The organism is Micromonospora sp. NBC_01796, assembly GCF_035917455.1.
In the GTDB taxonomy this organism is placed as follows: domain Bacteria; phylum Actinomycetota; class Actinomycetes; order Mycobacteriales; family Micromonosporaceae; genus Micromonospora_G.
In genome coordinates this window covers 2,890,897-2,913,095 of record NZ_CP109078.1, presented here as the reverse complement: position 1 = coordinate 2,913,095, position 22,199 = coordinate 2,890,897, and the positions used below count along the sequence as shown (strand labels likewise).

20 protein-coding genes and 1 pseudogene are annotated in these 22,199 nt (G+C 72.2%); 11 read left to right on the top strand and 10 right to left on the bottom strand.

All coding sequences use genetic code 11. The annotated features are described in order from the left end of the window. Positions 1–60 precede the first annotated feature (60 nt). Together OIE47_RS13445 and OIE47_RS13440 are read left to right on the top strand one after the other, a co-directional pair. Positions 61–1,317: a molybdopterin molybdotransferase MoeA gene (locus tag OIE47_RS13445; RefSeq protein WP_326561828.1), complete on the top strand. Its 1,257-nt coding sequence runs from the start codon at positions 61–63 to the stop codon at positions 1,315–1,317. Positions 1,318–1,354: 37 nt separating this feature from the next. Beyond that, the gene (locus OIE47_RS13440) at positions 1,355–1,792 is read left to right on the top strand and encodes a molybdenum cofactor biosynthesis protein MoaE (RefSeq protein ID WP_326561827.1); all 438 of its coding nucleotides are present in this window, start codon (positions 1,355–1,357) and stop codon (positions 1,790–1,792) included. Between the two features lie 22 nt (positions 1,793–1,814). Here the strand turns inward: OIE47_RS13440 and OIE47_RS13435 are convergent, their stop codons facing one another. Together OIE47_RS13435 and OIE47_RS13430 are read right to left on the bottom strand one after the other, a co-directional pair. Then, positions 1,815–3,266 (bottom strand): glycosyltransferase 87 family protein, encoded by a 1,452-nt coding sequence (locus tag OIE47_RS13435; RefSeq protein ID WP_326561826.1) that lies wholly within the window; start codon positions 3,264–3,266, stop codon positions 1,815–1,817. Between the two features lie 241 nt (positions 3,267–3,507). Next, complete coding sequence (locus OIE47_RS13430) at positions 3,508–4,053, bottom strand: DoxX family protein (protein WP_326561825.1); 546 nt, start codon at positions 4,051–4,053, stop codon at positions 3,508–3,510. Positions 4,054–4,216: 163 nt separating this feature from the next. On the opposite strand from OIE47_RS13430, the gene OIE47_RS13425 reads away from it, so the two are divergent. Then, entirely contained in the window at positions 4,217–4,756 is a 540-nt protein-coding gene (locus tag OIE47_RS13425) for a GNAT family N-acetyltransferase (RefSeq protein WP_326561824.1), read from the top strand. A 24-nt stretch (positions 4,757–4,780) separates the two neighbouring features. Here OIE47_RS13425 and OIE47_RS13420 read toward each other — a convergent pair whose 3' ends face one another. Continuing rightward, positions 4,781–6,031, bottom strand: a complete 1,251-nt coding sequence (locus tag OIE47_RS13420; protein ID WP_326561823.1) for an ATP-binding protein — start codon at positions 6,029–6,031, stop codon at positions 4,781–4,783. Positions 6,032–6,178: 147 nt separating this feature from the next. Further along, entirely contained in the window at positions 6,179–7,198 is a 1,020-nt protein-coding gene (locus OIE47_RS13415) for an LppU/SCO3897 family protein (RefSeq protein WP_326561822.1), read from the bottom strand. 234 nt (positions 7,199–7,432) lie between these two features. On the opposite strand from OIE47_RS13415, the gene OIE47_RS13410 reads away from it, so the two are divergent. Next, the gene (locus OIE47_RS13410) at positions 7,433–8,170 is read left to right on the top strand and encodes an A24 family peptidase (protein WP_326561821.1); all 738 of its coding nucleotides are present in this window, start codon (positions 7,433–7,435) and stop codon (positions 8,168–8,170) included. Between the two features lie 37 nt (positions 8,171–8,207). On the opposite strand, the gene OIE47_RS13405 is transcribed toward OIE47_RS13410, so the two are convergent. Both OIE47_RS13405 and OIE47_RS13400 read right to left on the bottom strand, forming a co-directional pair. Further along, on the bottom strand, positions 8,208–11,429 hold the full coding sequence (locus OIE47_RS13405; protein WP_442792089.1) for a UvrD-helicase domain-containing protein: 3,222 nt from the start codon (positions 11,427–11,429) through the stop codon (positions 8,208–8,210). Between the two features lie 259 nt (positions 11,430–11,688). Continuing rightward, positions 11,689–11,916 carry a winged helix-turn-helix domain-containing protein gene (locus OIE47_RS13400; RefSeq protein ID WP_326561819.1) on the bottom strand — a complete coding sequence of 76 codons (228 nt, stop codon included), beginning with the start codon at positions 11,914–11,916 and terminating at the stop codon, positions 11,689–11,691. Positions 11,917–12,331: 415 nt separating this feature from the next. Between OIE47_RS13400 and OIE47_RS13395 the strand changes: the two are divergent. The 3 genes and pseudogenes from OIE47_RS13395 (at position 12,332) to OIE47_RS13385 (ending at position 14,872) form a co-directional block, all read left to right on the top strand. Then, a pseudogene (locus OIE47_RS13395) lies at positions 12,332–12,633 on the top strand (DivIVA domain-containing protein). Beyond that, positions 12,630–12,890, top strand: a complete 261-nt coding sequence (locus tag OIE47_RS13390; RefSeq protein ID WP_326561818.1) for a hypothetical protein — start codon at positions 12,630–12,632, stop codon at positions 12,888–12,890. The pseudogene OIE47_RS13395 and the gene OIE47_RS13390 overlap by 4 nt, the downstream one beginning before the upstream one ends. Further along, positions 12,887–14,872, top strand: a complete 1,986-nt coding sequence (locus OIE47_RS13385; protein WP_326561817.1) for a hypothetical protein — start codon at positions 12,887–12,889, stop codon at positions 14,870–14,872. Before OIE47_RS13390 ends, OIE47_RS13385 begins: the two co-directional genes overlap by 4 nt. Before the next feature lie 25 nt (positions 14,873–14,897). Here OIE47_RS13385 and OIE47_RS13380 read toward each other — a convergent pair whose 3' ends face one another. The 4 genes from OIE47_RS13380 to OIE47_RS13365 all read right to left on the bottom strand — a co-directional run bounded on the left by OIE47_RS13380 (position 14,898) and on the right by OIE47_RS13365 (position 18,464). Beyond that, the gene (locus tag OIE47_RS13380; RefSeq protein WP_326561816.1) at positions 14,898–16,097 is read right to left on the bottom strand and encodes a low temperature requirement protein A; all 1,200 of its coding nucleotides are present in this window, start codon (positions 16,095–16,097) and stop codon (positions 14,898–14,900) included. An 80-nt stretch (positions 16,098–16,177) separates the two neighbouring features. After that, positions 16,178–16,444: a MoaD/ThiS family protein gene (locus OIE47_RS13375; protein ID WP_326561815.1), complete on the bottom strand. Its 267-nt coding sequence runs from the start codon at positions 16,442–16,444 to the stop codon at positions 16,178–16,180. Between the two features lie 2 nt (positions 16,445–16,446). Next, entirely contained in the window at positions 16,447–17,556 is a 1,110-nt protein-coding gene (gene moaA, locus OIE47_RS13370; protein ID WP_326561814.1) for a GTP 3',8-cyclase MoaA, read from the bottom strand. A 17-nt stretch (positions 17,557–17,573) separates the two neighbouring features. Then, a complete protein-coding gene (locus tag OIE47_RS13365) occupies positions 17,574–18,464 on the bottom strand; it encodes a fructosamine kinase family protein (RefSeq protein ID WP_326561813.1) in 891 nt (296 codons plus the stop codon). Positions 18,465–18,623: 159 nt separating this feature from the next. On the opposite strand from OIE47_RS13365, the gene OIE47_RS13360 reads away from it, so the two are divergent. From OIE47_RS13360 to OIE47_RS13345, 4 genes are all read left to right on the top strand, one after another. Then, positions 18,624–19,763: a DUF4192 domain-containing protein gene (locus OIE47_RS13360; RefSeq protein WP_326561812.1), complete on the top strand. Its 1,140-nt coding sequence runs from the start codon at positions 18,624–18,626 to the stop codon at positions 19,761–19,763. A gap of 151 nt (positions 19,764–19,914) precedes the next feature. After that, positions 19,915–20,541, top strand: coding sequence for a molybdenum cofactor guanylyltransferase (mobA, locus tag OIE47_RS13355; protein ID WP_326561811.1), 627 nt, complete (start codon positions 19,915–19,917; stop codon positions 20,539–20,541). A 49-nt stretch (positions 20,542–20,590) separates the two neighbouring features. Then, positions 20,591–20,854, top strand: a complete 264-nt coding sequence (locus tag OIE47_RS13350) for a DUF6457 domain-containing protein (protein WP_326561810.1) — start codon at positions 20,591–20,593, stop codon at positions 20,852–20,854. A 106-nt stretch (positions 20,855–20,960) separates the two neighbouring features. Next, on the top strand, positions 20,961–22,139 hold the full coding sequence (locus tag OIE47_RS13345; RefSeq protein WP_326561809.1) for a T3SS (YopN, CesT) and YbjN peptide-binding chaperone 1: 1,179 nt from the start codon (positions 20,961–20,963) through the stop codon (positions 22,137–22,139). The last annotated feature ends 60 nt before the right edge of the window (positions 22,140–22,199 follow it).

The following is a 22,199-nucleotide window of genomic DNA, read 5'->3' as shown; positions in this document are numbered from 1 at the left end:
GCGCGTACGACGATAGGCTCGATCGGTGAGTGCGAGATTCCACCGGTCGAGGCCGGCCCGATGAGCGTCGAACCCGCTGTCGCCACGGATCGGGGCGCCGACCGCCCACCGGTCGGCTGGGCCGAGGCCCGCGCCCGGGTCTACGCGGCCGGCCGGGCCGACGCCGTGGCGCCCGTCGACGTCCCGCTGGTCGAGGCCGACGGGCTGACCCTGGCCGAACCCCTCACCACGCTGACCGACCTGCCCGCGTTCCCCACCTCCAGCGTGGATGGCTGGGCGGTCCGGGGCGACGGACCCTGGCGGGTCGTCGGGCGGGTCCTGGCCGGCGGCACCCCGCCGCCGCTGACCGAGGACGGCACCACCGTGGAGATCGCGACCGGGGCCATGCTGCCGGCCGGTGCGAACGAGGTGCTGCGGATCGAGGAGTCCACCCGGACCGCCGACGGCCGGGTCGCGGGCACACCGCGTACGGGACCGGAGTGGCGGGCGCCGGGCGAGGAGGCGTACGCCGGGGAGGAACTGCTCCCGGCCGGGAGCCCGGTCGGACCGGGTGTGGTCGGGCTGGCCGCCTCCTGTGGCTACGACCGGCTGCGGGTGCATCCCGCGCCCCGGGCCGCCGTTCTGGTCTTCGGCGACGAACTGCTCACCGCCGGCCCACCCGAGGCCGGCCGCGTACGCGACAGCCTCGGTCCGGCCGTACCGGCCTGGCTGCGGCGGTACGGCGCCACGGTCGCACCGGCGGCGGTGATCGGGCCGGTCGCGGACACCCTGCCGGCACACGTGGCCGCGCTGCGGCAGGCGCTGGCCGGCGTCGACCTGATCTGCACCACCGGCGGAACCATGCACGGGCCGGTCGACCACCTGCACCCGGCGCTGGCCGAACTCGGCGCCGAGTACGTGGTCAACACCGTGGCGGTACGCCCCGGATTCCCGATGCTGCTGGCCCGGGTCACCGGCCCGGACGGCCGCAAGCGGTACGTCGCCGGGCTCCCCGGCAATCCGCAGTCCGCCGTCGTCGCCCTGGTCTCGCTGGTCGCACCCCTGTTGGCCGGTTTGCAGGGGCGACCGATGCCGCTGCTGCCGTACGTCACGCTGGCCGAACCGATCGCCGGTCGGGGGGACTACACCCACCTGGCCCTGGTCCGGATCGATCCGGTGCTCGGCACCGCCACCCCGGTCCGGCACGTCGGATCGGCGATGCTGCGCGGGCTGGCGCAGGCGGACGGCTTCGCGGTGATCGAACCGGGCGGCAACGGCGAGGCGGGTACGCGGGTTCCGGTTGTACCGTTGCCGTTGCTGTCCGGAGTGAGATCATGACCACCGGCCCGTTGGCCGGAAACGGAAGGTGGGTTCCGTGAGCGCGCCGACTGCCGAGGGCGTCACCGAGGTGGCGGTCACCACCGAACCGCTCGACCTGGCCGCGCACGAGGCCGCGGTCGCGGACCGTCGGGCCGGTGCGGTGGTCTCCTTCCAGGGCGTGGTCCGCGACCACGATCACGGTCGCGCGGTGACCCGCCTGGAGTACGAGGGCCACCCCAGTGCGATCGACGTGCTGCGGGCGGTGGCCGCCGAGATCGCCGCCGACCCCGACGTACACGCGGTTGCCGTCTCCCACCGGGTCGGACCGCTCGAGATCGGCGACGTGGCGTTGGTCGCGGCGGTGAGCACCGCGCACCGGGCCGCCGCGTTCGCCGCCTGCGCCCGGCTGGTCGACGAGGTCAAGGCGCAGTTGCCGGTCTGGAAGCGGCAGGTGTTCGCCGACGGCACCGAAGAGTGGGTCAACTGCCCCTGAGGGGTCGTAACCGCTGCGGCGGTCAGTGCTGGCCGTGGTGCAGCGGGACGGATCCCGGTCGGCGCCGCTCGGTGTAGAACGCGGGTTCGGCGCCGGGACGCCAGGGCAGCGTCGCGACCAGCACGATCAGCGCCAACGCGAGCGAGTTCTCCATCAGCGCCCCGAAGAGGCCGTCCTGGTAGTGCGACACCTCGGGCAGCTTGTGCTCGTACGGCCAGATCGGCGAGATCAGGAACAGCAGGTAGAGGCCGACAGCGGCGACCCCGTGCCGGAGCCCGGTCAGGGTCGGGAACCAGATCGGTGAGCGCAGACCGGCGACGCCGATCAGGTTGTTCTGGGACGGTGGTGGGCCGATCCGGTGCAGCAGGCCACGGCTGGCGCGTCGGCGGCGCAGGGCGTTGTCCGCGAGCACGATGACCGCCGGGACCACCCAGACGAGGTGGTGCGACCAGGAGACCGGGCTGATCACGTTGGCGGTCAGCCCGACCAGGGTGAACGCGGTCAACTCGTCGCCGTCGGCGTGCGCGTTGCCCGCCCGGGAGAGTCCGATCGCGAGGATGACCAGGGCGAACGAGAGCCAGAGCAGGCCCGGGGTCTCGATCGAGTCGTAGAGGCGGGCGAGAACCCCGGCCAGCGACTGGTTCGGCGTCATGTCCGCCGCACCGACCCGCTCGGTCTGCCAGATCACGCTGGTGAAGTAGGTCATCGACTCGCGGCCGGCGATCGCGAAGGTCGCCAGGATCACGCCGATGGTGGTGCCGATCGCGGTCATCGCGGCGCGCCACTGCCGGGTCAGCAGGAAGTACAGGATGAACAGCGCCGGGGTGAGCTTGACCGAGGTGGCCAGTCCGATGCCGACACCGGCCCAGGCACCGCTGAAGAAGAACCGGCGCAGCGGCCGGTCCGTCCAGCCGGTACGGATCCCGCGCCGGGCCCGCCACCGCAGGGCCACCAGATCGGCCATGATGAGGCCGAACAGGAGCAGGTTGACCTGGCCGTAGCCGAGGGTCTCCCGTACCGGTTCGATCGCCACCGCGAGCGGTACGGCGATGCCGACGACGAACCAGAGCGACCAGCCGAGGCGTTCGACGGTCGGTCGCAACAGTGCGGTGAGGACAACCGTGAGCGCGGCGAGGCTGGCGAACACGTTGAGCCAACCGGCGGCGCCGACCGGGAACCAGGCCATCGGCAGCATGATCAGGGCCGCGAACGGTGGATAGGTGAAGCCGAGCGTGGTCATCGGCGCGATGAAGCCGTAGAGGTCGTTGCCGCTGGCCCACCAGACGATCGCACCGTGGTAGATCTTCATGTCGAAGAAGTTGTACGGGCGTCCGAACGCGTCAATGGACAGCCAGGCGGCGTACCAGGTCGCGGCTATGAGGCCGAGCCGAGCGACGGTTCGACGGTCGATCCCACGTGTGACACGGCGGACTGGGGCAAGTCGGTCCAGCCGTCTCCCGACGGTCGCCGGCATGGTGTGGCCACCCCCGTACAAGTTGTCGAACTTTCCGAAATCGCGCCCAGGTCCTGATGGGAGCCTAGAGCGGAGCACCATGTGATTGCCTACTGCGTTATCCGACCGTGTCCGATCCCACACTAGTTCGCGACATTTCCACCACGTTAACGCAGGGCGACTGTTTCAGGTGATTCGCCGTTTCCGCCGTACCGGAGGGGACACGCCCCGATATCGACGCAGCTCAAACGGTTGCCGCAGGTCACCCCGGCAGCCGGCGCGCGGCCCGCGCGGAGGTCGCCGCGATCCGTGTACCCCGTCGGGCGTGTCGCACGGTACGACTCACCGACCGCCGGCTGTCGACGATCGCGTGTCCGGCGCGCCAACGCAAACCGGGCCTGCCCTCGTTGTCGACCGCGGCGAGCAGCAGACCGCCGAACAGCCCCAGGTTCTTCAGCAGCTCGGTCCGCTGGCGGCGCCGCTGCGCGGGATCGTCCTCCTGCCAGTACGCGTGCCCGGCCAGCGTGGTCGGTACGAGGGTGCCGGCGAGCACGGCCGCGGCCGTACGGGGAAAGTAACCGGTGGCGAGCATCAGCCCGCCGACGAGCTGGACCGTCCCGTTGACCCGGACCAGCGTCTCCGGGTCGGTCGGCAGTCGGGGGCTGGTACGGGCCACGAGCGGGGCGACCCGGTCCGTCACCCGCTGTGCCCGAGCCATGAACGGCTTGGGGGTGGCGACCGCCTGTGCGCCGCTGACCACGAAGATGCCGCTCAGCAGGGTCCGGGCGACGGTACGTACGGGTCTCATGGGTCCAGTCTTACCCGCTCGGCGCCCCCTTTACCCCCGCAACTGCCGGACTGGCCGTACGCCGCCCGCGACTGCCCGACAGGGCTGTGACCAGCCTTGATCAGGTATTTGGTCGGCGAATCGTAATGCAGACGGGGTCTGCGTACCGGTAGCGTCGCCAGGCGTGACGACTGTACGGCTGCGACCCGAGGGGCCCGCCGACGAACCGGCGATCCGTCGGGTGGTGGCTGCCGCCTTCGCCGCCCCGGACCGGCCGGTGCCGGCCGAGGTGCGACTGGTCGAGGCGCTCCGGGACAGTGACGCGTGGCTGCCGGAGCTGTCCATGGTGGCCGAGGTCGATGGCGACGTGGTCGGGTACGCCCTGCTCACCCGGGTGATGGTGCAGCCGGGTGCGGTGCCGGCGTTGGCGCTGGGGCCGGTGGCGGTGCTGCCGAAGCGGCGCGGGGTGGGGTACGGCACCGACGTGGTGCAGGCCGCGCTCGCCGCCGCGACCGAGCTGGGTGAGCGGCTGGTGGTGGTGCTCGGCGATCCGGCGTACTACCGCCGGTTCGGGTTCGTGCCGGCGGCGAGATACGAGCTGACCAGTCCCTGGTCGGGGCTGGGTGCGCCCTGGCAGGCGTTGCTGTTGCCGCCGTCGGTCAGCGGTGACGGCGCGGTGCTCAGCGGCGAGGTCAACTACCCCCTGCCGTGGTCCCGGGTCTGATCACGCCGGGCCGACAGTGGGCGTTCAGGCCGGTTGCGTACGCAGGTAGCGACCGAAGTGCGGCACGGTGAACGCCACCGTGCCCCGCTCACCCGAGTAGATGAGCCCCTTCTTGATCAGCGCATCCCGGGCCGGGGAGAGGCTCGCCGGTTTCCGACCGAGCGCTCGGGCGATCTCTGCGGTCGGTACGGCCGCGTCCATGTCGTCGCGCTCGACGCCGGTTTCCTCCCCGGCGACCAGGGACAACGTGGCCATCGCCCGCATGTACTCGCGTTCGGCCGGGGTAGCCCGTTCGAACCGGGAGCCGAAGAAGCCGACCGCCAGCTCCGCCTCCGCCTCCGGTGCGGCGACCCGTACGTCGGCGGCGGTGACCGGGGAGCGGGGCGCGTGGTCCCAGGTCGCCTTCCCGTACGCCTGGACGAAGTAGGGGTAACCGCCGGACTTCTCGTAGAGCAGGTCGAGCGCCTTCTGCTCGTACTCGACGTCCTCCCGTTCGGCGGGGGCGCAGAGGGCCTGGTCGGCGGCGATCCGGTCGAGCCGGTCGATGCGCTGGTAGCGGAACAGTCGCTCCGAGTAGGACTTGGCCGCCGACAGCACGGCGGGCAGGTGCGGGAGCCCGGCACCGACCACGATCAGCGGTGCGCCGAGCTGGGACAGCTCGTGGCAGGCGGCGCAGAGGGCGGAGACGTCCTCGGGGTTCACGTCCTGCATCTCGTCGATGAAGACGGCGATGCCGGTGCCGACGTCGGTGGCCACGCTGGCCGCGTCGGTGAGGAGTTCGACCAGGTCGATCTCGATGTCGCCGGAGTCGGCCCGACCGCTGGCGGCGGGCACGTCGATGCCGGGCTGCCAGCGGTCGCGCAGCTTGGTTGCGGCGGCCCCCCGACCGCTGCCGGCGGCCGGTCCGCCCCGCAGGGCAAACGCTTTGAGTACGCCGAGGAAGCCGTCGATCCGGTCCGGTGCCCGGTGGTGCGGGGCGAGTTCGCGTACGGCCATGTGCAGGGCGGCGGCCACCGGGCGGCGCAGCGACTGGTCCGGCCGGGCCTCGATCTTGCCGGTGCCCCAGAGTCGCCCGATGGCCTGTGACCGCAGCGTGTTGAGCAGTACGGTCTTGCCGACGCCGCGCAGGCCGGTGAGCATCAGGCTGCGTTCCGGGCGCCCTCGGGCGACCCGTTCGAGGACGATGTCGAAGACGTCGAGTTCCCGCCCCCGGCCGGCGAGTTCGGGCGGGCGCTGGCCGGCGCCGGGGGCGTACGGGTTGCGGACCGGATCCACGCATTGCACCGTATCGGCACGTCTAGCCACTGGGCTAGAAACAGGTAGATCCCGCTACGGCGTGTCGTCTCGTGAATAAACTAGGACTGTCTAGCAATTCCGCTAGACAGTCCTAGTTTCCACAATCGGGTGTGACCCCGGCCCGGGTCAGCGTGACTTGAGGCAGAGCACGAAGTCGAGGACGTCGAGTTCGCTGTTGAAGAAGTACCACTCGGTGTAGCCCTCGACCGGGGCGCACTTCGTCTTCGCGTCGTTCTCACCGTCGGTGGCCCCGTCGAAGCGCCGCAGCACCTCGTACGTCTTCGGCGCGCACTGGGTGATGGCCAGCTTCGGCTTGCCGCTCGCGTCGCCCTCGTTCTTCACGCACTGGCCCTCCTTGACCAGCCGCGCGTCGGTCGACGACTCCGGTGCCGGGGCGCCCTGCGCCGGGTCGGCACTCGGCTCGGCCGGCGCCTGGGCGCTCGGGTCCGTGGCGGGGGTGGTCGCGCCCGCGTTCGGCACCGGGTCCGACCCGCCGCTGTCGCGCCCGAGCCACCAGAAGGCCGCCCCGCCGACGCCGAGGACCAGCACCACCAGCGTGACCAGGACCGCGGTCATCCCCCGGTTGCCCCGCTTCGGCGGCACCGGGCTGGCCGTGGTCCACTCGGGATCCGGTCCCGGCGCGGGATAACCCGGCGGGTAGCCCTGGTCGCGGTAGCCCTGGTCGCGGTAGTCCTGGTAGCCGCTCGGCGAGCCGGGGCCGCCCGGCGGGACCGAGGTCGGACCGCCACCCCACTGCTCCTGGCCGCCGCCCCACGGATCGGCCGGCTGGGCGTACGGGTCGCGCGGCTGGGCGTACGGGTCGCGTGGCTGCCGGTACGGGTCCTGCGGCTGCCGGTACGGCTCCTGCGGATACCCGGGACCCGGCTGCTGGCCTCCCGGCTGCCGGTACGGCTCGGCCTGCGGCCGGCGGTACGGGTCGTCCTGCTGCTGCCCCGGCCACGGCTCCTGTTGCCCCGGATACGGCTCCTGCTGACCCGGATACGGACCCTGCTGGTCGGGGTGCGGCTGTCCGGGCCTCTGCTGGCCTCGCGGGCCCTGCTGCTGACCGGGCCATGGCTCCGGCTCCTGGCCGGGGTACGGCGGCTGGCCCGGGTACGGCCCGCCGGGCGGTCCGTAGTTAGACATGGACGGTCCTCCTGGCACGAGAGAAAGAGGCTGGCCACCCGCGGGCGACGGCGATGCTCAGGTCACCGTATCGCGACGCCCCGACCGGCTCACCTCCCCCAACCGCGCCAACTCGCCGAGTCGGTCGGCTTTGCCGGATCCGTACCTTCCCGGAAGCGGTCGACAGCGGGGGAGTGTCACCCAGTCGACTCGGGGGTCGCCCGGCGTGGTGGTCCGGCGTTAACATCCGAGCGCATGTTCGCCGTGCTCGCCGCCGTCACCCTCGGGGCGGTGGTCGGGGCGAGCACACCGTGGCTGGTCCATCGGCTCGCCGTCGAGTCGGGATCGCCGCCGCGGTCGGCCTGCGCGGTGTGCACCCGCCCGTTCCCGCGTGGCCTGCCCGGCTGGATACGCCCCGACGCGCGCTGCCCGGGCTGCGGCGCGCGTCTGGGTTCCCGTACCGGATCTCCGGCCGCCCTCGGCGCGGCCGTGTTCGGCCTGCTCACCGCCGCTCTCGCCACCGACACCGGGATCGACCCGGCGCTGCCGGCGGTGCTGGCGGTGGCCGCGGTCGGCCTGCCGCTGGCCTTCGTCGACCTGGCCTGCCTGCGGCTGCCCGACCCACTGGTGGCGCTCGGTGCGGTGGCCGCCCTGCTCGGCCTCGCCGGCGCCGCGCTGGTCCTCGGCACCCCCGACCCACTCGTACGCGCCCTGGTCGCCGGGCTCGCCAGCGGCGTGGTCTACGTGCTGCTCGCGCTCCTGCCCGGCGCCCGGCTCGGCTTCGGCGACGTGAAACTGGCTGCCGTACTCGGCCTGCCGCTGGGCTGGTACGGCTGGCCGGCGCTCCTGCTCGGGCTGGTCCTACCGCACCTGATCAACGGCACCGTGGCGCTCGTCCTGCTACTGGGCCGGCGCGCCGACCGGAGCACACCGCTCCCCTTCGGCCCCGCCCTGCTCACCGGCGCCCTGCTCGCCATCCTCCTCGAAGGCTGACGACGGGCCCGCCCGGAGGCTCGACGGGGGCGGCGGCTCAGAGGAGGCGGAGTTGGCGGTCCTTGGGGCGGCGCGGCTCGGTGTCGCCGAAGCGCTCGAACAGGCCCGGGTCGATCGCGTCCAGGAACGGGGTCGGTACGCAGTCCCGCTCCTGACCGTGCCGTACCCGTCGGGCCGCGTGGCTGACGTAGAGCCGGTCCTGGGCGCGGGTGAGCCCGACGAAGAACAACCGGCGCTCCTCGGCCACGTCGTCGTCGGTCGGCGGGCGGCCGGGGAAACGCAGCGGGAGCAGCCCGTCCTCGCAGCCGACCAGGAACACCACCGGGAACTCCAGCCCCTTGGCGGCGTGCAGGGTGAGCAGGGTGACCGCCTCGGCGCGCGGGTCCAGGGCGTCGACCTCGGCACCGGTGGCGAGCTGCGACAGGAACAGCGGCAGGTCGTCGCCGCACCGCTGGGCCAGCGGGGTGAGCAGGTCGACCGCGTTGCGGATCTCCTCCGGGCCGATGCCGCCGGGCGCGTCCAGGGTGGGCATCGCGAACCGCTCGGCGAGTACCTGCCCGGCGAGCCGTACCCGGGCCGCCAGGGAGCCGCCGAGCCCGTCGGCGTGCCGCAGCTCGCGGGCGATCACCGCCACCCCGGGCCGGTCGCGCAGCCGGTTGTGCGAGCGCTTCTGCACCGGCACCCCGGCCCGGACCAGCGCGTCCACGATCGTCGCGGCCTGGGCGTCGGTGCGGTAGAGGACCGCGATGTCGGAGAAGGAGACGGTCGAGTTGCGACCGTCGATCCGGCCCGAGTCCAACGACCGGTGCGACAGCCCACCGACCAGGTCGTCGACGGTCCGTACGACGAAGTTCGCCTCGTCCGCGATCGAGGCGGCCGGATAGCGGCCGACCAGCGGTGCCTCCGGGTCCAGCCGGGCCGGATCCAGCCGTCGGCCCCGGACCAGCGACGTCGGTGCGATGGCCTGGACGGCGGCGGCCAGGATCGGCGCCGACGAGCGGTAGTTGCGGGTGAGCCGGACCAGCCGGGCGTCGACGAAATCCTCCGAGAACCGCAGGAAGTACGCCACGTCCGCGCCCCGGAACGAGTAGATCGCCTGGTCCGGGTCGCCGATCGCGCAGAGGTTGCCGTCCGGCGGTGCGAGCAGCCGGAGCAGCTCGTACTGGACCTCGTCGACGTCCTGGTACTCGTCGACGAAGATCCACCGCCAGCGGTCCCGGTACTCCCGGACCAGCTCCGGATCGTCGCGCAGCAGCCGTACCGGCAGGGTCACCAGCTCGTCCAGGTCGACCAGGTCCTGGCCGCGCAGCAGCTTGACGTACGTCGCCTCGTCCTCGCCGGCCTCGGCCCGCGCGGCGGTCCGCTCGGTGTCGTCGGCGATCCGGAAGTTCTCCGGCAGGCCGGCGGCGGCCGGGTGCTCCCGCAGGATCGACAGGCCGAGCGAGTGGAACGTGCCGACGGTGATGTCCTCGGCCACCGGGCCGAGCAGGCCGTCGAGCCGGGCCTGCAACTCCTCGGCGGACCGCCGGGTGAAGGTGATCGCCAGGCAGTGCTCCGGGAAGACGTTCAGCTCCGCGCAGAGGTACGCGATCCGGTGGGTCAGCGTACGGGTCTTACCGGTGCCCGGACCGGCGACGATGAGCAGCGGCCCGCCGGGTGCCGAGGCGGCCACCCGCTGCATCGCGTCGAGGCGGTCGAGCAGCCCGGTGCCGACCTCCTCCATCCCGGCGAGCATCGGCTCGAACGGTTCGTGCGGTGAGGGCGGCGGGGCGATCGGCGGGGCCGGGGCGGGCACGGTCCGGGCCGGTCGGCGTTTCGGCTCGGCGGCGGCCTTCGCGGCGGGCTTGGCCCGTGGCTTCGGCGCCGACTCCGCCGCCGGTCGGGGCCGGGGCACCGACACGGGTACGTCGAAGAGCGCCTCCGGTTCGCCGGCCGCACCCGCGCCGCGTAGTTCGCCCGGTTCGAAGAGGCTGATCACGCCGTACTCGCCGTCGTAGCCGGGGATCCGGCGTACCTCGCCCCGGCGCAGCCGGTCGATCGCCTCGGCGATCCGTTCCCCACCGGCCTGCCGCAGGTCGTCCAGGGGTACGGCGGTGAGGATGTCGAGTTCGGCGCCGAGCGCGGCGACCAGGTTGTTGAGCTGCCCCTCGACCGTCTTCGACTTCGGGCCCACCCCGTTGATCTCGCCCAGGATCTCGGCGAGCTGGACCAGGTGGTTCACCCGTGGCGCGCCCGCCGGTACGTGTCCCTCCGGCCGGTCGGCGAGGTCCTCGACCCGGCTCAGCACCCCGACGGTGAGGGGCTTGCCGCACTCCGGGCAGAGGCCGCCCGCCTGCCGGGTCCGCTCGGGTGCCCAGTTGACACCGCAGAGCCGGTGTCCGTCCGCGTGGTACTTCCCCTCCTCGGGGAAGAACTCGATGGTCCCCGCCAGCCCGTCGCCGGTACGCATCGCCGACCGGATCGCGTAGTAGTCCACGTCGGTGGTGAAGACGGTGGCCTCGCGGGCCAGGGCCGCCGGGGAGTGCGCGTCCGAGTTCGAGACCAGGCGGTAGCGGTCGAGGCTGGAGACCCGCCAGTTCATCGCCGGGTCGGAGGAGAGGCCGGTCTCCACCGCGAAGATGTGTTCGGCCAGGTCGGCGTAGCAGTCGGCGATCGCGTCGAAGCCGGACTTGGAGCCGAGCGCGGAGAACCACGGCGTCCAGATGTGCGCCGGGACGAGGTAACCGTCGGGGCTCGCCTCGAGCACGATCTCCAGCAGGTCGCGGGAGTCGAGCCCGAGGATCGGCCGCCCGTCGGACCCGATGTTCCCGATCCGCCCCAGTACGGTGTTGAACCGCGCGACCGCGTCCAGGTCCGGCAGGTAGATCAGGTGGTGCACCTTCCGGGTCCGGTCGTCACGCTTGTAGATCGTGGAGATCTCGACGCTGAGCTGGTAGCGGACCGGGTTCGCCTCGGCCACGCTGGACAGCCGGGGCGGCAGGCGGCGGGCGATGTCCCGTTCCGCGTCCGGGCTGAGCCGGTAGAGCCCCGGTTCGGCCGGGCGCAGCGTCTCGCGCAGGTGGTCGTACCAGGCGGGGTGGGTGAAGTCGCCGGTGCCGAGCACGCTGATGCCCTTGCGCTTGGCCCACCAGCCCAGGTTCGGCAGCGTCAGGTCCCGGCTACAGGCGCGCGAGTATTTCGAGTGGATGTGCAGGTCCGCGACGAAGGAGCCGGCGGTCGAGGCGGGGCCGCCGGAAGGTGCAGCGCTGAACGGAAGCACGCCGCATCCTGTCATGGGCCGTCGCGCGGGCGCGTGTCGCCACGCGCGAGTGTGATTTCTCGCCGGCAGACCAGCAGGGTGCCGGGCGATGTGATCGGCGGATGTCGTGCGATGCCGTTGGTGGCGCGTCGCGAGCCAGGAAGGCTGACGCCCGCTGTCTCTCCGTCCGGGACGTATAACGCGGCAATCTCGTACACCATCTTCGATGTATTCACATCAAAGATGGTGTACGTCCCGAACGGAAACTGAGCCGCACCCGCTAACGCCGCTGCCTTTCGGCGACGAACACCCCGCGACCCGGTCGGCCTACCAGCACTCCACGTTGCCGCAGGGTGGCGATGGCGCGAGCGATGGTCGACGGGGAAACGTCGTAGTGATCGGCCAGTTCGCGGCCGGAGGGGATCTTGGTGCCGGGTGGGAAGACGCCCTGCTCGATGCGCCTCACGAGGTCCTCGATCAGCTCGTCCATGGTTGGCGGGATAGGCACAGCTTGCCCCTTGGGGTCGGTTGGCCATCCCAGTATTGATCGTGAAGCTCGACGTAGGCAACGCAGGTACCAGCATTGGCAACTTTGGCTAACCTGAGAACCTTGACATAGGTGAAATCTGACGGCTAACGTCGCGGACGGCGGGTTGCGGGGACTTTGCGGTCGGTTGGCGCCTTCGCAGGTCAGGGCATCCGCTGGAGCACCGGGACGGGCGTTGGTGGGCGTCCCTCCGTCCACCAACGGCCGGTTCCGCCCCGTGTTCCCAACAGCAACCCCGCTGCTGTACCGCCGATCAGGGCTGCGGCGGCGGGGTGGGGTGGTCCCGCCGGACCCGAAACGGCGGGGCCACCTCTTCCACCGGAACCCGAGACACCCCAGTGAGAGGAGCCTTGACGTGCGACGACTCCTTCGGCGCATCCTGACGAGATCGGAAGAGCCCAAGCCCCAGCCACGGCACTCGGCGGGCGGTGAATACCGCTCCACGTCGTACCTCCCGATCCGGCCCTGGCAGGTGCGGCGCCGGCAGTTCGCGACAAGCTGGCGTGGCTGGACCCCGATGAGGTGGCCACCTTCCTGGACCGGGTCGCCGACGACCTCGGCAGCGTCTACGCCGAGCTTGCCCGCAGCCGGGAGGAGACGGCGCGGGTCAAGGACGCGCTGCGCCGCTGGCAGTCCAACCAGGTGCCGAGCATGCGCGAACTGGCCCGCCGGCGGTGACCGCCGACGAACCGACCAGGTACGTCATCCACCTGCCGATCTCCGCACCCGACCTGCCCCGCGCCCGCATTCTGGCCCGCACCGCCGCTCGTTCGCTGTCCTTCCTCGCCGTCGACGCCCGGGAAACCACCGTGTCGGAGGAGGACAACCAGGGCGTACATCATCGGGTGTTCTGTGATCGGTTGCTGGACGACGGCCGGCGGTGCGTGCTCAGGGCCGAGCACGAAACACCCTGCGCCCCACGGGTGCCGCGATGAGCGGCGGGACGGTCGCCGCCTGCTCCGCCTGCGTCGGGCTGACCTTCACCCTCGACCCCTGCCAGTGCACCTGGGGCGGTGACCGGTTCCTCGTCGACGAACAGCGGTCGGGCGGTCAGCCGTACCGGGATTGCCTGCTCTGCCGGGGCGACGGCGCCGTCGCCCGCCCCTGTCGCGAGTGTGGCCAGCGCGGCGAACGCCGGTCGCAGCTCGTGCTCACCGTGGTCAACGCCGATACCGGCGCGGTCGCGTCGGCCAATGTCACGGCCGGCGGAATCGAGCCACGACAGGCGGCGGACAAGCGTTGGGAGCTGCCGCTCACCCCGCTGATATCCGAACTCGCCGCCGTTGTCGGCGCGACCGCGCTCTCCGACATCTCCACCGGGTGGCGCCCGCTCGGCCACGAGTACGTCGCGCTACCCCGCGAGTGGCGCCCCGACCTGCCCGCCGAGCGGCGTGACGCGCTGGTCGCGGCAGCCCTCGCCGACTGTTCACACAACCCGTGGCGGGTCTTCCACGGCCGTAGCATCGCCGCGCCGACCCCCGACCCAAACGGTCGACTCGCCCAGCTCTGCCGCCTCGCGGACATACTCTTTCTCGACCTGGTCATCGAGGCGCGAAATCCGGGGAACGGTGTACCGACCTGGGACATCCGCTACGAGACGCCCGGCGGGGGCGTCCCGGCCACCCCTCGGGTACGCGCCGACGACCTGCCCACCGCCCTTACCAGCAGGTACGGCACCGCCTCGATCGCTGACGTCTTCGACGGGTTCGACCTGCGCGGCCACGATGCCCCCGCGCACTACCTCCGGGCCGGTGCCGCCCCACCCGACCTTCCCGACCCCGTCGACCTCGACCAGGTCGAGCGGCGGATGATCCGGGACTGTGAGGGCTGGCCCGGTGCGCAGGCGATCTGGCGTAACGGCCGGTGGTGGCACACCACCCTGCGCCCCAGCCGCGTCGTCGAGACCCTCACCGAGCAACCGACCGGGCAGGTGAGCCGCCAGATCACCACCGAACTCGTACGTGCCTGGGAACCGCCCGCGCCGAACTGGCTCGGTGAGCCGATCCCGTACCACGACTGCCCCGACTGCGACCCGGGCAGCAGCCTCCGTGCCTGCCACACCTGCCGCGACAGCCGTCGGGTCTACCACGGGGCGGTCGTCACCGTCACCGACCTCGGCGACCGGGTGACCCACGCGAACTGGTCCCGTCAGCCCGTGGACGCGCCGCAGGTCGCCACCCAGCCCGGCGGGAAACCCGTTGTCCAACCCCCCGAGCGGCACCGGCTGGCCCGGCTGGCCGGTCGCTTCGACCAGCGGCCGGACGACCTCACCGAACTCGACGGCGGTCACCAGCTCAGCCAGGATCTTCGCGACGGCATCGTCACCGTGCACCAACCCGGCGACGACCCGCTCGCCGAACAGATCGCCCGCGCCACCCGAGGACGCCCCGGCGGCCGGCTACTGCTGTCGGCCCGGCCGCCGGACGCACCACCACTGGCCGAGCTGACCGGGATCGCCCTCGGACTGCACCTGGCCATCGCGATCACCGTGCAGGACCACCGATCGCACGCCGGGGACCCCCTGCGGGTGCACGGCGAAAGCTGGGACGTGCAGATCACCGCTGCGGACCCGGCCGCCCCGCTCACCGACCTGCCCCTGCACCGGAGCCTGCCGGCGGCGGTCGCCGACTGTGTGACGTACCTCGAAGTGGCCCTCGCCGCGACCGTGCCCGCCGACCCGCACCAGCCGATCCCCGTGCCCCAGACGCCGCAACCATGCCTGGTCGAGCACCCCGACCGGCTCATCGCGCAGCTCGGGCAGCACCACCCCGGCAAGCCGGTCACCGTACGCTTCGATCGCGCTGGCTGCACCGTCCACCTGCACGAATACGGCGTCGACCGGGTGTTGGCAAAGGCGCCGACCCTGTCCGCCGCAGCCGCCGCGCTCGGACTGCCCGCACGGGACGAGCCGCGCTGATCCGTACCGGGCGGTCCCGTCGCGGCTAGAACGGTGGGGCCGGTTCGGCGCGGCCGGCCCGCTTGCGGCGTACCAGTTCGACGGCGGCCACCGAGGCCAGGACCCCGGCGGCGACGATGCTCGCGACCAGTTTCGGCGGGTGGAGCATCACCGGGATCAGCGCACAGAGCAGCACCGGTCCGATGACCAGGGCGAGACTGCGCTGCCCGAACACCTCCCACTCGAAGCGCAGCCGTGCGGCCAGGAAGACCGCCGGTCCACCCAGGGTGACGGCGACAAAGGCGAGGCGGGGATCACCGAACGGGTCGTTGATGGCCAGCTCGTTGGCAACCGCGGTGACGAGCACGGCGGCCACGAGCGCGTACTGGGTGAAGTTGGACGATCGGCCGAGTCGACCGGGGTGGTCGGCCCGGCCCATCGCGTCGGGCAGGGCCTTTCCTGCCTGGTAGAAGTAGATGTGCCAGAGCAGCAGGGTGCTGCCGAGTGCGAACAGGAACGCGAGCGTACGGCCGAAGGTGAGCTGGCCGTCGCCGTACGTCAGCCCGGTGAACAGGATCGACTCGCCGAGCGCCAGGATGAAGAACTGCTGGTACCGCTCGGCGAGGTGTTCGCCGGCAAATCGCCACCAGGCGTTGTGCTCACGACCGAGCCCCGGCACCGGCCAGCCGAGCAGGACGCCCAGGAAGTCGATTCCGATGCCGACCGTCCAGAGGAGCAGCCGGAACGGAGCCGGTAGCAGCGCCCCGACGATCCAGAACACCCCGGATCCGACCGCCCAGCACAGGATCCGGACCTGGTTGCGCCGCCTCGGATGGTTACCCAGCGCGAGGATAATGATCAGCGGCCGACCGAGCTGCGACCCCACGTACGCCCCGGCGAACAACAGGCCCCGGTCGTCGAACGCCCCGGGCAGGCCGACCGCCATCAGCAGGCTGCCGAGGATCAGCGCGGAGATGGTGACGTGAATCGTCGCGGAGAGCCGGTTGAACCTGCTGGTGATCCAGCAGGTGAAGACCCAGACGTTCCATACCGCCAGCGACAGCACCAGGGTCTCGGCGACGGGGAGCCACTCGATCCGGCGACCCGCGTCGATGCTGTCCAACAGTTGCTGGGACACCCGGGTCAGCGCGAACGCGAACACCACGTCGAAGAGGAGTTCGATGAACGTGGCGCGTTGCGGCTCGTCCGGCTCCCGTACAAGGTCGGCGGCGCGGTCAGTCGCCATCACCCACCGTCACCTCCCGTAGCCCGCCCCCCACGTGCTGACGAACGAGTGACGGCGGGCACCGACGCGGGGGAGGACCCTCAGCCGCCCGCGAACGGCGGCAGTACGTCGACCGTGCCGGTCGCCGGCAGCGGCTGCTCCCGGTCGCGTTGGACCACACCGTCGACCAGGAAGCTGGCCACCTTCAGTACGCTCGCCAGCCGCTCGCCGTGCCGGATGCCCAGCGTGTCGGCCAGGGCGTCGAGGGTGAGCCCGCCCGGGGCGGGCTCCTCGCTGACTCCGGCCGCCGCCCGTGCCGCCGCGAAGTAGCGAACCGTGATGGTCGGGGAGATCTCGGAAGTCGTCATGGTCATCCTCCGATCGCGGACATCGGTCGGGCCGGTTGGAGGAAGGACGGGTCGTCGATGTCGTGCCCGGCCCGTTTGCCCCACATGGCCGTACGCCACCGTCGGGCGATCTCCTCGTCGTCCGCCCCGCCCCGCAGGGCCTCGCGCAGGTCGGACTCCTCGGTGGCGAAGAGGCAGGCGCGTACCTGGCCGTCGGCGGTGAGTCGGGTCCGGTCGCAGTCGCCGCAGAACGGTCGGGTCACGCTGCCGATGACACCGACCCGTGCCGGGCGCCCGTCCAGCCCGGTGAACCCGTCGACCAGCCAGGTCTCCGCCGGCGCCCCACCCCGCTCGACCGGATCGGGGAGCAGGGTGAACTCGGCCTTCAGCGCGGTCAGGATCTCTGCCGCGGTCACCATCTCCGAGCGGTCCCAGCCGTGCTGGGCGTCCAACGGCATCTGCTCGATGAACCGCAGCTCGTAGCCGTGGTCGAGGGCGAAGCGCAGCAGGGCGGGCGCGTCCCGGTCGTTGACGCCGCGCATCAGCACCGAGTTGATTTTCACCGGGGTCAGTCCGGCCGTCGCTGCGGCGGCCAGCCCGGCCACCACGTCCGGCAGCCGGTTGCGCCGGGTCAGGGCGTGGAACCGCTCGGCGTCGATCGTGTCCAGCGACACGTTCACCCGGTCCAACCCGGCCGTACGCAACGGGTCGGCGAGCCGTTCCAGCCCGATCCCGTTCGTGGTCAGCGACAGCGTCGGCCGTGGCTCCAGGCGGGCGGCGGCGGCGACGATGGCGGGCAGTCCGGGACGGATCAGCGGTTCACCGCCGGTGAACCGGACCTCGGTCACGCCGAGAAGCTGGACCGCGACCCGGACCAGTCGACTGATCTCGTCGTCGGTGAGCAGCCGGCTCTGCGGGAGCCAGGGCAGCCCCTCCTCCGGCATGCAGTAGGTGCAGCGCAGGTTGCACCGGTCGGTCAGGGAGACGCGCAGGTCGGTGGCGACCCGTTGGTACCGGTCGACGAGGGTGCGCAGCGGTGGCCGTACGGACGAGGTCTCCGGTCCGGTCGGTGTCTCCGGTCCGGATCCGGTCGCCGGGCCGACGGCGGTCGATTGGATAACCGGGATGCCCATCGTTCGACGGTATACCGTCAACCATGTAGCGCGGAGCCAGCCGCCGCGCTTACCGCCGTACGGTAACCGGCACCGAACAGCGCGGTGTGGACCAGCAGCAGGTGCAGTTGGTGCACCGGCACCCGCTCCCGCCAACCGTCGGACAGCGGCCAGATCTCCTGGTAACCGTCGAGGATCAGGGGGAGTTCGGGGGCACCGCCGAAGAGCGCGAGCTGGGCCAGGTCGGTTTCCCGGTGCCCGCCGTGCGCCGCCGGGTCGACCAGCCAGGCCCGCCCGTCGGCACCCCAGAGCAGGTTGCCGGGCCACAGGTCACCGTGGATCCGGGCGGGTGGTTCGGCGCCGCCGTACCCGTTGATGTTTTTCATCACCCGCTCGACCAGCGCGACCTCGGCCGGTCCGAGGGCGCCGTTGTCGACCGACAGGCGCAGGTACGGCGCCAGCCGGTGCTCGGCGAACCAGGTCGGCCACGGCCCGGACGACGGGGTGTTCGACTGCGGCAGCGCACCGATGAAACCGCTCCATTCGGCGCCGAAGGCGGGCGCACCGGCCCGGTGCAGGGCGGCCAGTTCCCGGCCGAACCGGGTGGCCGCCGCCGGGGTCGGCGGTCCGGGCTCGACCCACTCCAGCGCGAGCAGGTCCGGCAGCTCGGCGATCACCTCGGGCACCGGGACCGCGCCGGCCGCCCGCAACCAGCGCAGCCCGGCCGCCTCGGCGGCGAAGAACCCATCGGGTACGGGCGTCGCGCGGCTCTCGGGCCAGCTCTTGGCGAAGACCGAGTTACCGTCGTCGAGGGTGAGTCGCCGGGCATCGCAGATGTCACCACCGGCGACCGGTGTCTCCCTGATCCGTTGGTGGGTCAGGAAGGTGGGCAGGTGCTGCGGGTGCGCCCGGAGGTAGACCAGGTCCATCCGCGAAACGTACCGCCCGGCGGGAGGTTGACCGCCACGGGTCGAACATCCGGGTTGAGCAGGGGAACTACGGAACGTCCCTGTGGATAACCCGCGTGTCGTCCACAGCCCGGAACCGGGGTCTTCCGATCACTCCGGCACCCGCGCGAGGCTGCCGGCATGACCTCGACCGATCCACCGCGGCTCACCGTACGCTCGACCGCCGATCTGATCTCTGCGGTTCCCTACCTGCTCGGGTTCCATCCCGCCGACAGCCTCGTGCTGCTCGCCATGCGGGACACCCGGATCGTCTTCGTCGCCCGTGGTGACCTGCCCGACCCGGGCGGCCCCGAACTGCGTCAGGCCGCCGAATACCTGGCCGCGGTGATCCGCCGGCAGGGCGCCCACGCGGTCACCATCATCGGGTACGGCCCGCCGCAGCGGGTCACCCCGGCCGTGGACGAGTTGGAGGCGGCGGTTCAGCGGGCCGGGCTGATGATTTTCGACGCCCTCCGGGTCACCGACGGCCGCTACTGGTCGTACCGGTGCGACGAACCGAGGTGCTGCCCGCCGGAGGGCACCGCGTTCGATCCGGCCACCAGTGCAGTTGCCGCTGCCGCCACCTTCGCCGGCCACGTGGCACTCCCCGACCGGGCCGCGCTGACGGGTCAGGTCGCCCCGGTCGAGGGTGCGGCACGCGAGTCGATGAGCCGGGCCACCGTACGCGCCCGGGAGCGGCTGCTCGACCTGCTCTCCGCTGCCCCGGACGGCGATCCGACCGGGATGGCGGCCATCCGCACGGCCGGTATGGCGGCGGTACGGCTGGCCGAGGACCGGTACCGGACCGGGAGCACCCTCCCCGACGACGAACTCGCCTGGCTCACCCTGCTCTTGACCCACCTCGACGTACGCGACCGCGCGTGGGAGCGGATCGGGGCGCAGGACTGGGAGGTGGCGCTCTGGAGTGACGTACTTCGTCGGGCCGAGCCGGGTCTCGCGGCGGCACCGGGCGGGCTGCTCGCCTTCGCCGCCTGGCGGGTCGGGAACGGGGCACTCGCCTCGGCGGCGGTGGAGCGGGCACTGGCCGACGATCCCGGTTACTCGATGGCACAGCTGATGGCCGACGTACTCAACGGCGGCCTGCCACCGTCCGCACTGGACGAGAGCTGGGTGTCGCCGGCCCGTCGCGGGCGGCGTGGCGGCAGGACGGGAAAACCCCGCCGACCCGGTACGGCCGGACTCGCCGAACGGGCCGTCCGCCCGAGCCGGTCCAGGGTGCGACGCAGGGACTGGCGACCGTCCCGCCGCAACGCCGAGTGACCGGTACGGCTCGCAACCGGCGCAGCACGGCAGGGCACAGCACGGCAGGGCACGGCAGGGCACGGCAGGGCACGGCGCGGCACGGCGTGGCTCGGCTCGGCAGGGCGCGGCATGGCGAGCCGACCCGAGCGGATGCGGTTACGGTGGGCCGATGGTGGGATTGGCGGCGGTGGTGCTCACCGGTGGCGCGGCCCGGCGGATGGGCGGGGTCGACAAACCGGCCGTGCCGGTCAACGGTCGGTCGATGCGGGACCGGGTGCTCGCGGCGGTCGCCACGGCAGCGCCACGGGTGGTGGTCGGCCCGGCCGTCGACCTGCCGCCCGGAGTCCTCGTCACCCGCGAGGACCCGCCCGGTGGCGGCCCGGTCGCCGCGACCGCAGCCGGACTGGCCGCGCTCACCGGTGACACCGGTCAGGACAGCGCCCCAACTTCACCGGAGTACGTCGCGCTGCTCGCCGCCGACCTGCCGTTGCTGACCGCCGAGGCGGTCGCCCTGCTGGTCGAACGGTTGGCCGGATCGACCGCCGACGGGGTGCTCTACACCGACGACACCGGCCGGCGGCAACTGTTGTGCGGGGTGTGGCGTACGACCGCACTGGCCGTTGCCCTGGACCGGCTCGCACAGCAGCGCGGCGGGACGCTGGCGGGTGCCTCGATCCGGGCGCTGGTGGCCGAGCTGACCGTGATCGAGATTTCGTGGACCGGATCGGGGCCGCCGCCCTGGTTCGACTGCGACACTGACGACGACGTACGCCGGGCCGAGGAGTGGACACGATGACGGTGCTCGAACAGACCAGTCCGCCGCACCGGATCCTGGCGGTGGGCTGATGGGAACGCTCGACGACTGGGTGGCCACGGCCTGCGCCGAACTGGGGCTGGATCCGAGCGTGGCGGACGTCCCGGTGGTGCTCGACCTGGCCCGGGACGTCGCCCACCAGGTGTTGCGTCCGGGTGCGCCGGTCACCGCGTACCTGTTGGGGATCGCGGTCGGGCGTGGTGCGGACCCGGCGGAGGCGGCCGAACGGCTGGCTGTGCTGGCCCGTTCCTGGCCTCCGCCGGACGGCCCCGCCGCATCGGACAACGCCGCCTGAGGGCATGAGTCCCGGCTCAGCTCCGGAGAGTGTCCGATCCGGGTCGGCGCCGTGCCCACCGACCGTCGCGCTGGGTAGGGTGTGTGCCTGACGGACGGAGGCGATCATGAACGCGGAGCACCCCTCGGCGACCGGGTCCGAGGCGACCGGGTCCGAGGCGATCGAGCCTGCTGCGGCCGAGCCTGCCCTGGCCGGCAACGCCTGGCCCGCTCACCACGATTCCATCCTGCTCGACGAGCCCAGCACCGCGGACTTGCAGGCGAAGGTGACCGAGGCCTGGCAGGAGTTCGCCCGCGCGCTCGCGGTCGCCCTGCGTGAACTGCCGTCCGGCGCCCGGATCGAGGTCACCCTCGACCCCACCGCCTCCGGTACCGGTGACGCCATCTACTCGGTCAGCATCGAGGCCGGTGCCGAGGGCCGGATCGGCGCCCGCGCGGTCGGCAACGCGGCCCTGCCGGAGGGCTTCCGGCTCAACCGGGGTGCGGTCGCGGAGATGGTCGCGCTCGGCTGGTCGCCCCCCGGCGTGATCGAGGGTTCCGGCCCGCACTTCGGCCTGCGCAGCGGTACGGCGGAGGCGAGCCGCCTGGCCACCACCGTGGTCCGCACGCTGCGCGACGTCTACGGTGCCCCGCACCCGGCGTTCCTCGTCTACCTGGCCCAGGACGCCGACGACGAGCCGCTCCCGGTCCAACCGCTCGGTACGGCCCGTGCCGCGCTCACCCCGGACGCCGACGACGACACCGAGTCCGGCGAAGGCACCGAGGCGGACCTGGACGAGGCGCTCGCCGCCGCACGGGCCGCCCAGGCGGTCGGCGACGAGGTCATCCCGCTCGAGGAGCGGGTCCGCACCGTGGTCTCCGCGATGATGAAGTCGAACGCCGAACAGCTCCAGGTCGACTCCGACGGCGACATCAACATCCGGGCCGGGTCGGCCATGGTGTTCGTCCGGGTACGGGACAACCCGCCGCTGGTCGACGTCTTCTCCCCGATCCTGACCGAGATCGAGCCGACCGAGCAGCTCTACGTGAAGCTCTCTGAGCTGACCAACCGGATGCCGATCGGTCGGCTCTACTGCGCCAACGAGACGGTCTGGGCCTCCATCCCGGTCTTCGGGCGCAACTTCCAGGCGACCCACCTGATGCTCGCCGTACAGGTGATGACCGGGCTCGCGGACGAACTCGACGACCGGCTGCACGGCGAGTTCGGCGGCAAGCGCTTCTTCGGTGAGGGCGACAAGCCGACGAACCGGGCGACGGGCGAGCACCGTACCGGGATGTACCTCTGACCCCGGCACGGTGACACACCGGTCGACCGCCGTACCCGACGGTCGACCGGCGCCGCCACG

What these genes read in the sequence shown, in the direction of transcription:
- OIE47_RS13445 (WP_326561828.1), top strand. Translation starts at nt 61, where the DNA reads ATGAGCGTCGAACCCGCTGTCGCCACGGATCGGGGCGCCGACCGCCCA.
- OIE47_RS13435 (WP_326561826.1), bottom strand. Translation starts at nt 3,266, where the DNA reads ATGCCGGCGACCGTCGGGAGACGGCTGGACCGACTTGCCCCAGTCCGC.
- OIE47_RS13430 (WP_326561825.1), bottom strand. Translation starts at nt 4,053, where the DNA reads ATGAGACCCGTACGTACCGTCGCCCGGACCCTGCTGAGCGGCATCTTC.
- OIE47_RS13415 (WP_326561822.1), bottom strand. Translation starts at nt 7,198, where the DNA reads ATGTCTAACTACGGACCGCCCGGCGGGCCGTACCCGGGCCAGCCGCCG.
- OIE47_RS13410 (WP_326561821.1), top strand. Translation starts at nt 7,433, where the DNA reads ATGTTCGCCGTGCTCGCCGCCGTCACCCTCGGGGCGGTGGTCGGGGCG.
- OIE47_RS13385 (WP_326561817.1), top strand. Translation starts at nt 12,887, where the DNA reads ATGAGCGGCGGGACGGTCGCCGCCTGCTCCGCCTGCGTCGGGCTGACC.
- OIE47_RS13380 (WP_326561816.1), bottom strand. Translation starts at nt 16,097, where the DNA reads ATGGCGACTGACCGCGCCGCCGACCTTGTACGGGAGCCGGACGAGCCG.
- OIE47_RS13375 (WP_326561815.1), bottom strand. Translation starts at nt 16,444, where the DNA reads ATGACGACTTCCGAGATCTCCCCGACCATCACGGTTCGCTACTTCGCG.
- moaA (WP_326561814.1), bottom strand. Translation starts at nt 17,556, where the DNA reads ATGGGCATCCCGGTTATCCAATCGACCGCCGTCGGCCCGGCGACCGGA.
- OIE47_RS13365 (WP_326561813.1), bottom strand. Translation starts at nt 18,464, where the DNA reads ATGGACCTGGTCTACCTCCGGGCGCACCCGCAGCACCTGCCCACCTTC.
- OIE47_RS13360 (WP_326561812.1), top strand. Translation starts at nt 18,624, where the DNA reads ATGACCTCGACCGATCCACCGCGGCTCACCGTACGCTCGACCGCCGAT.
- mobA (WP_326561811.1), top strand. Translation starts at nt 19,915, where the DNA reads ATGGTGGGATTGGCGGCGGTGGTGCTCACCGGTGGCGCGGCCCGGCGG.
- OIE47_RS13350 (WP_326561810.1), top strand. Translation starts at nt 20,591, where the DNA reads ATGGGAACGCTCGACGACTGGGTGGCCACGGCCTGCGCCGAACTGGGG.
- OIE47_RS13345 (WP_326561809.1), top strand. Translation starts at nt 20,961, where the DNA reads ATGAACGCGGAGCACCCCTCGGCGACCGGGTCCGAGGCGACCGGGTCC.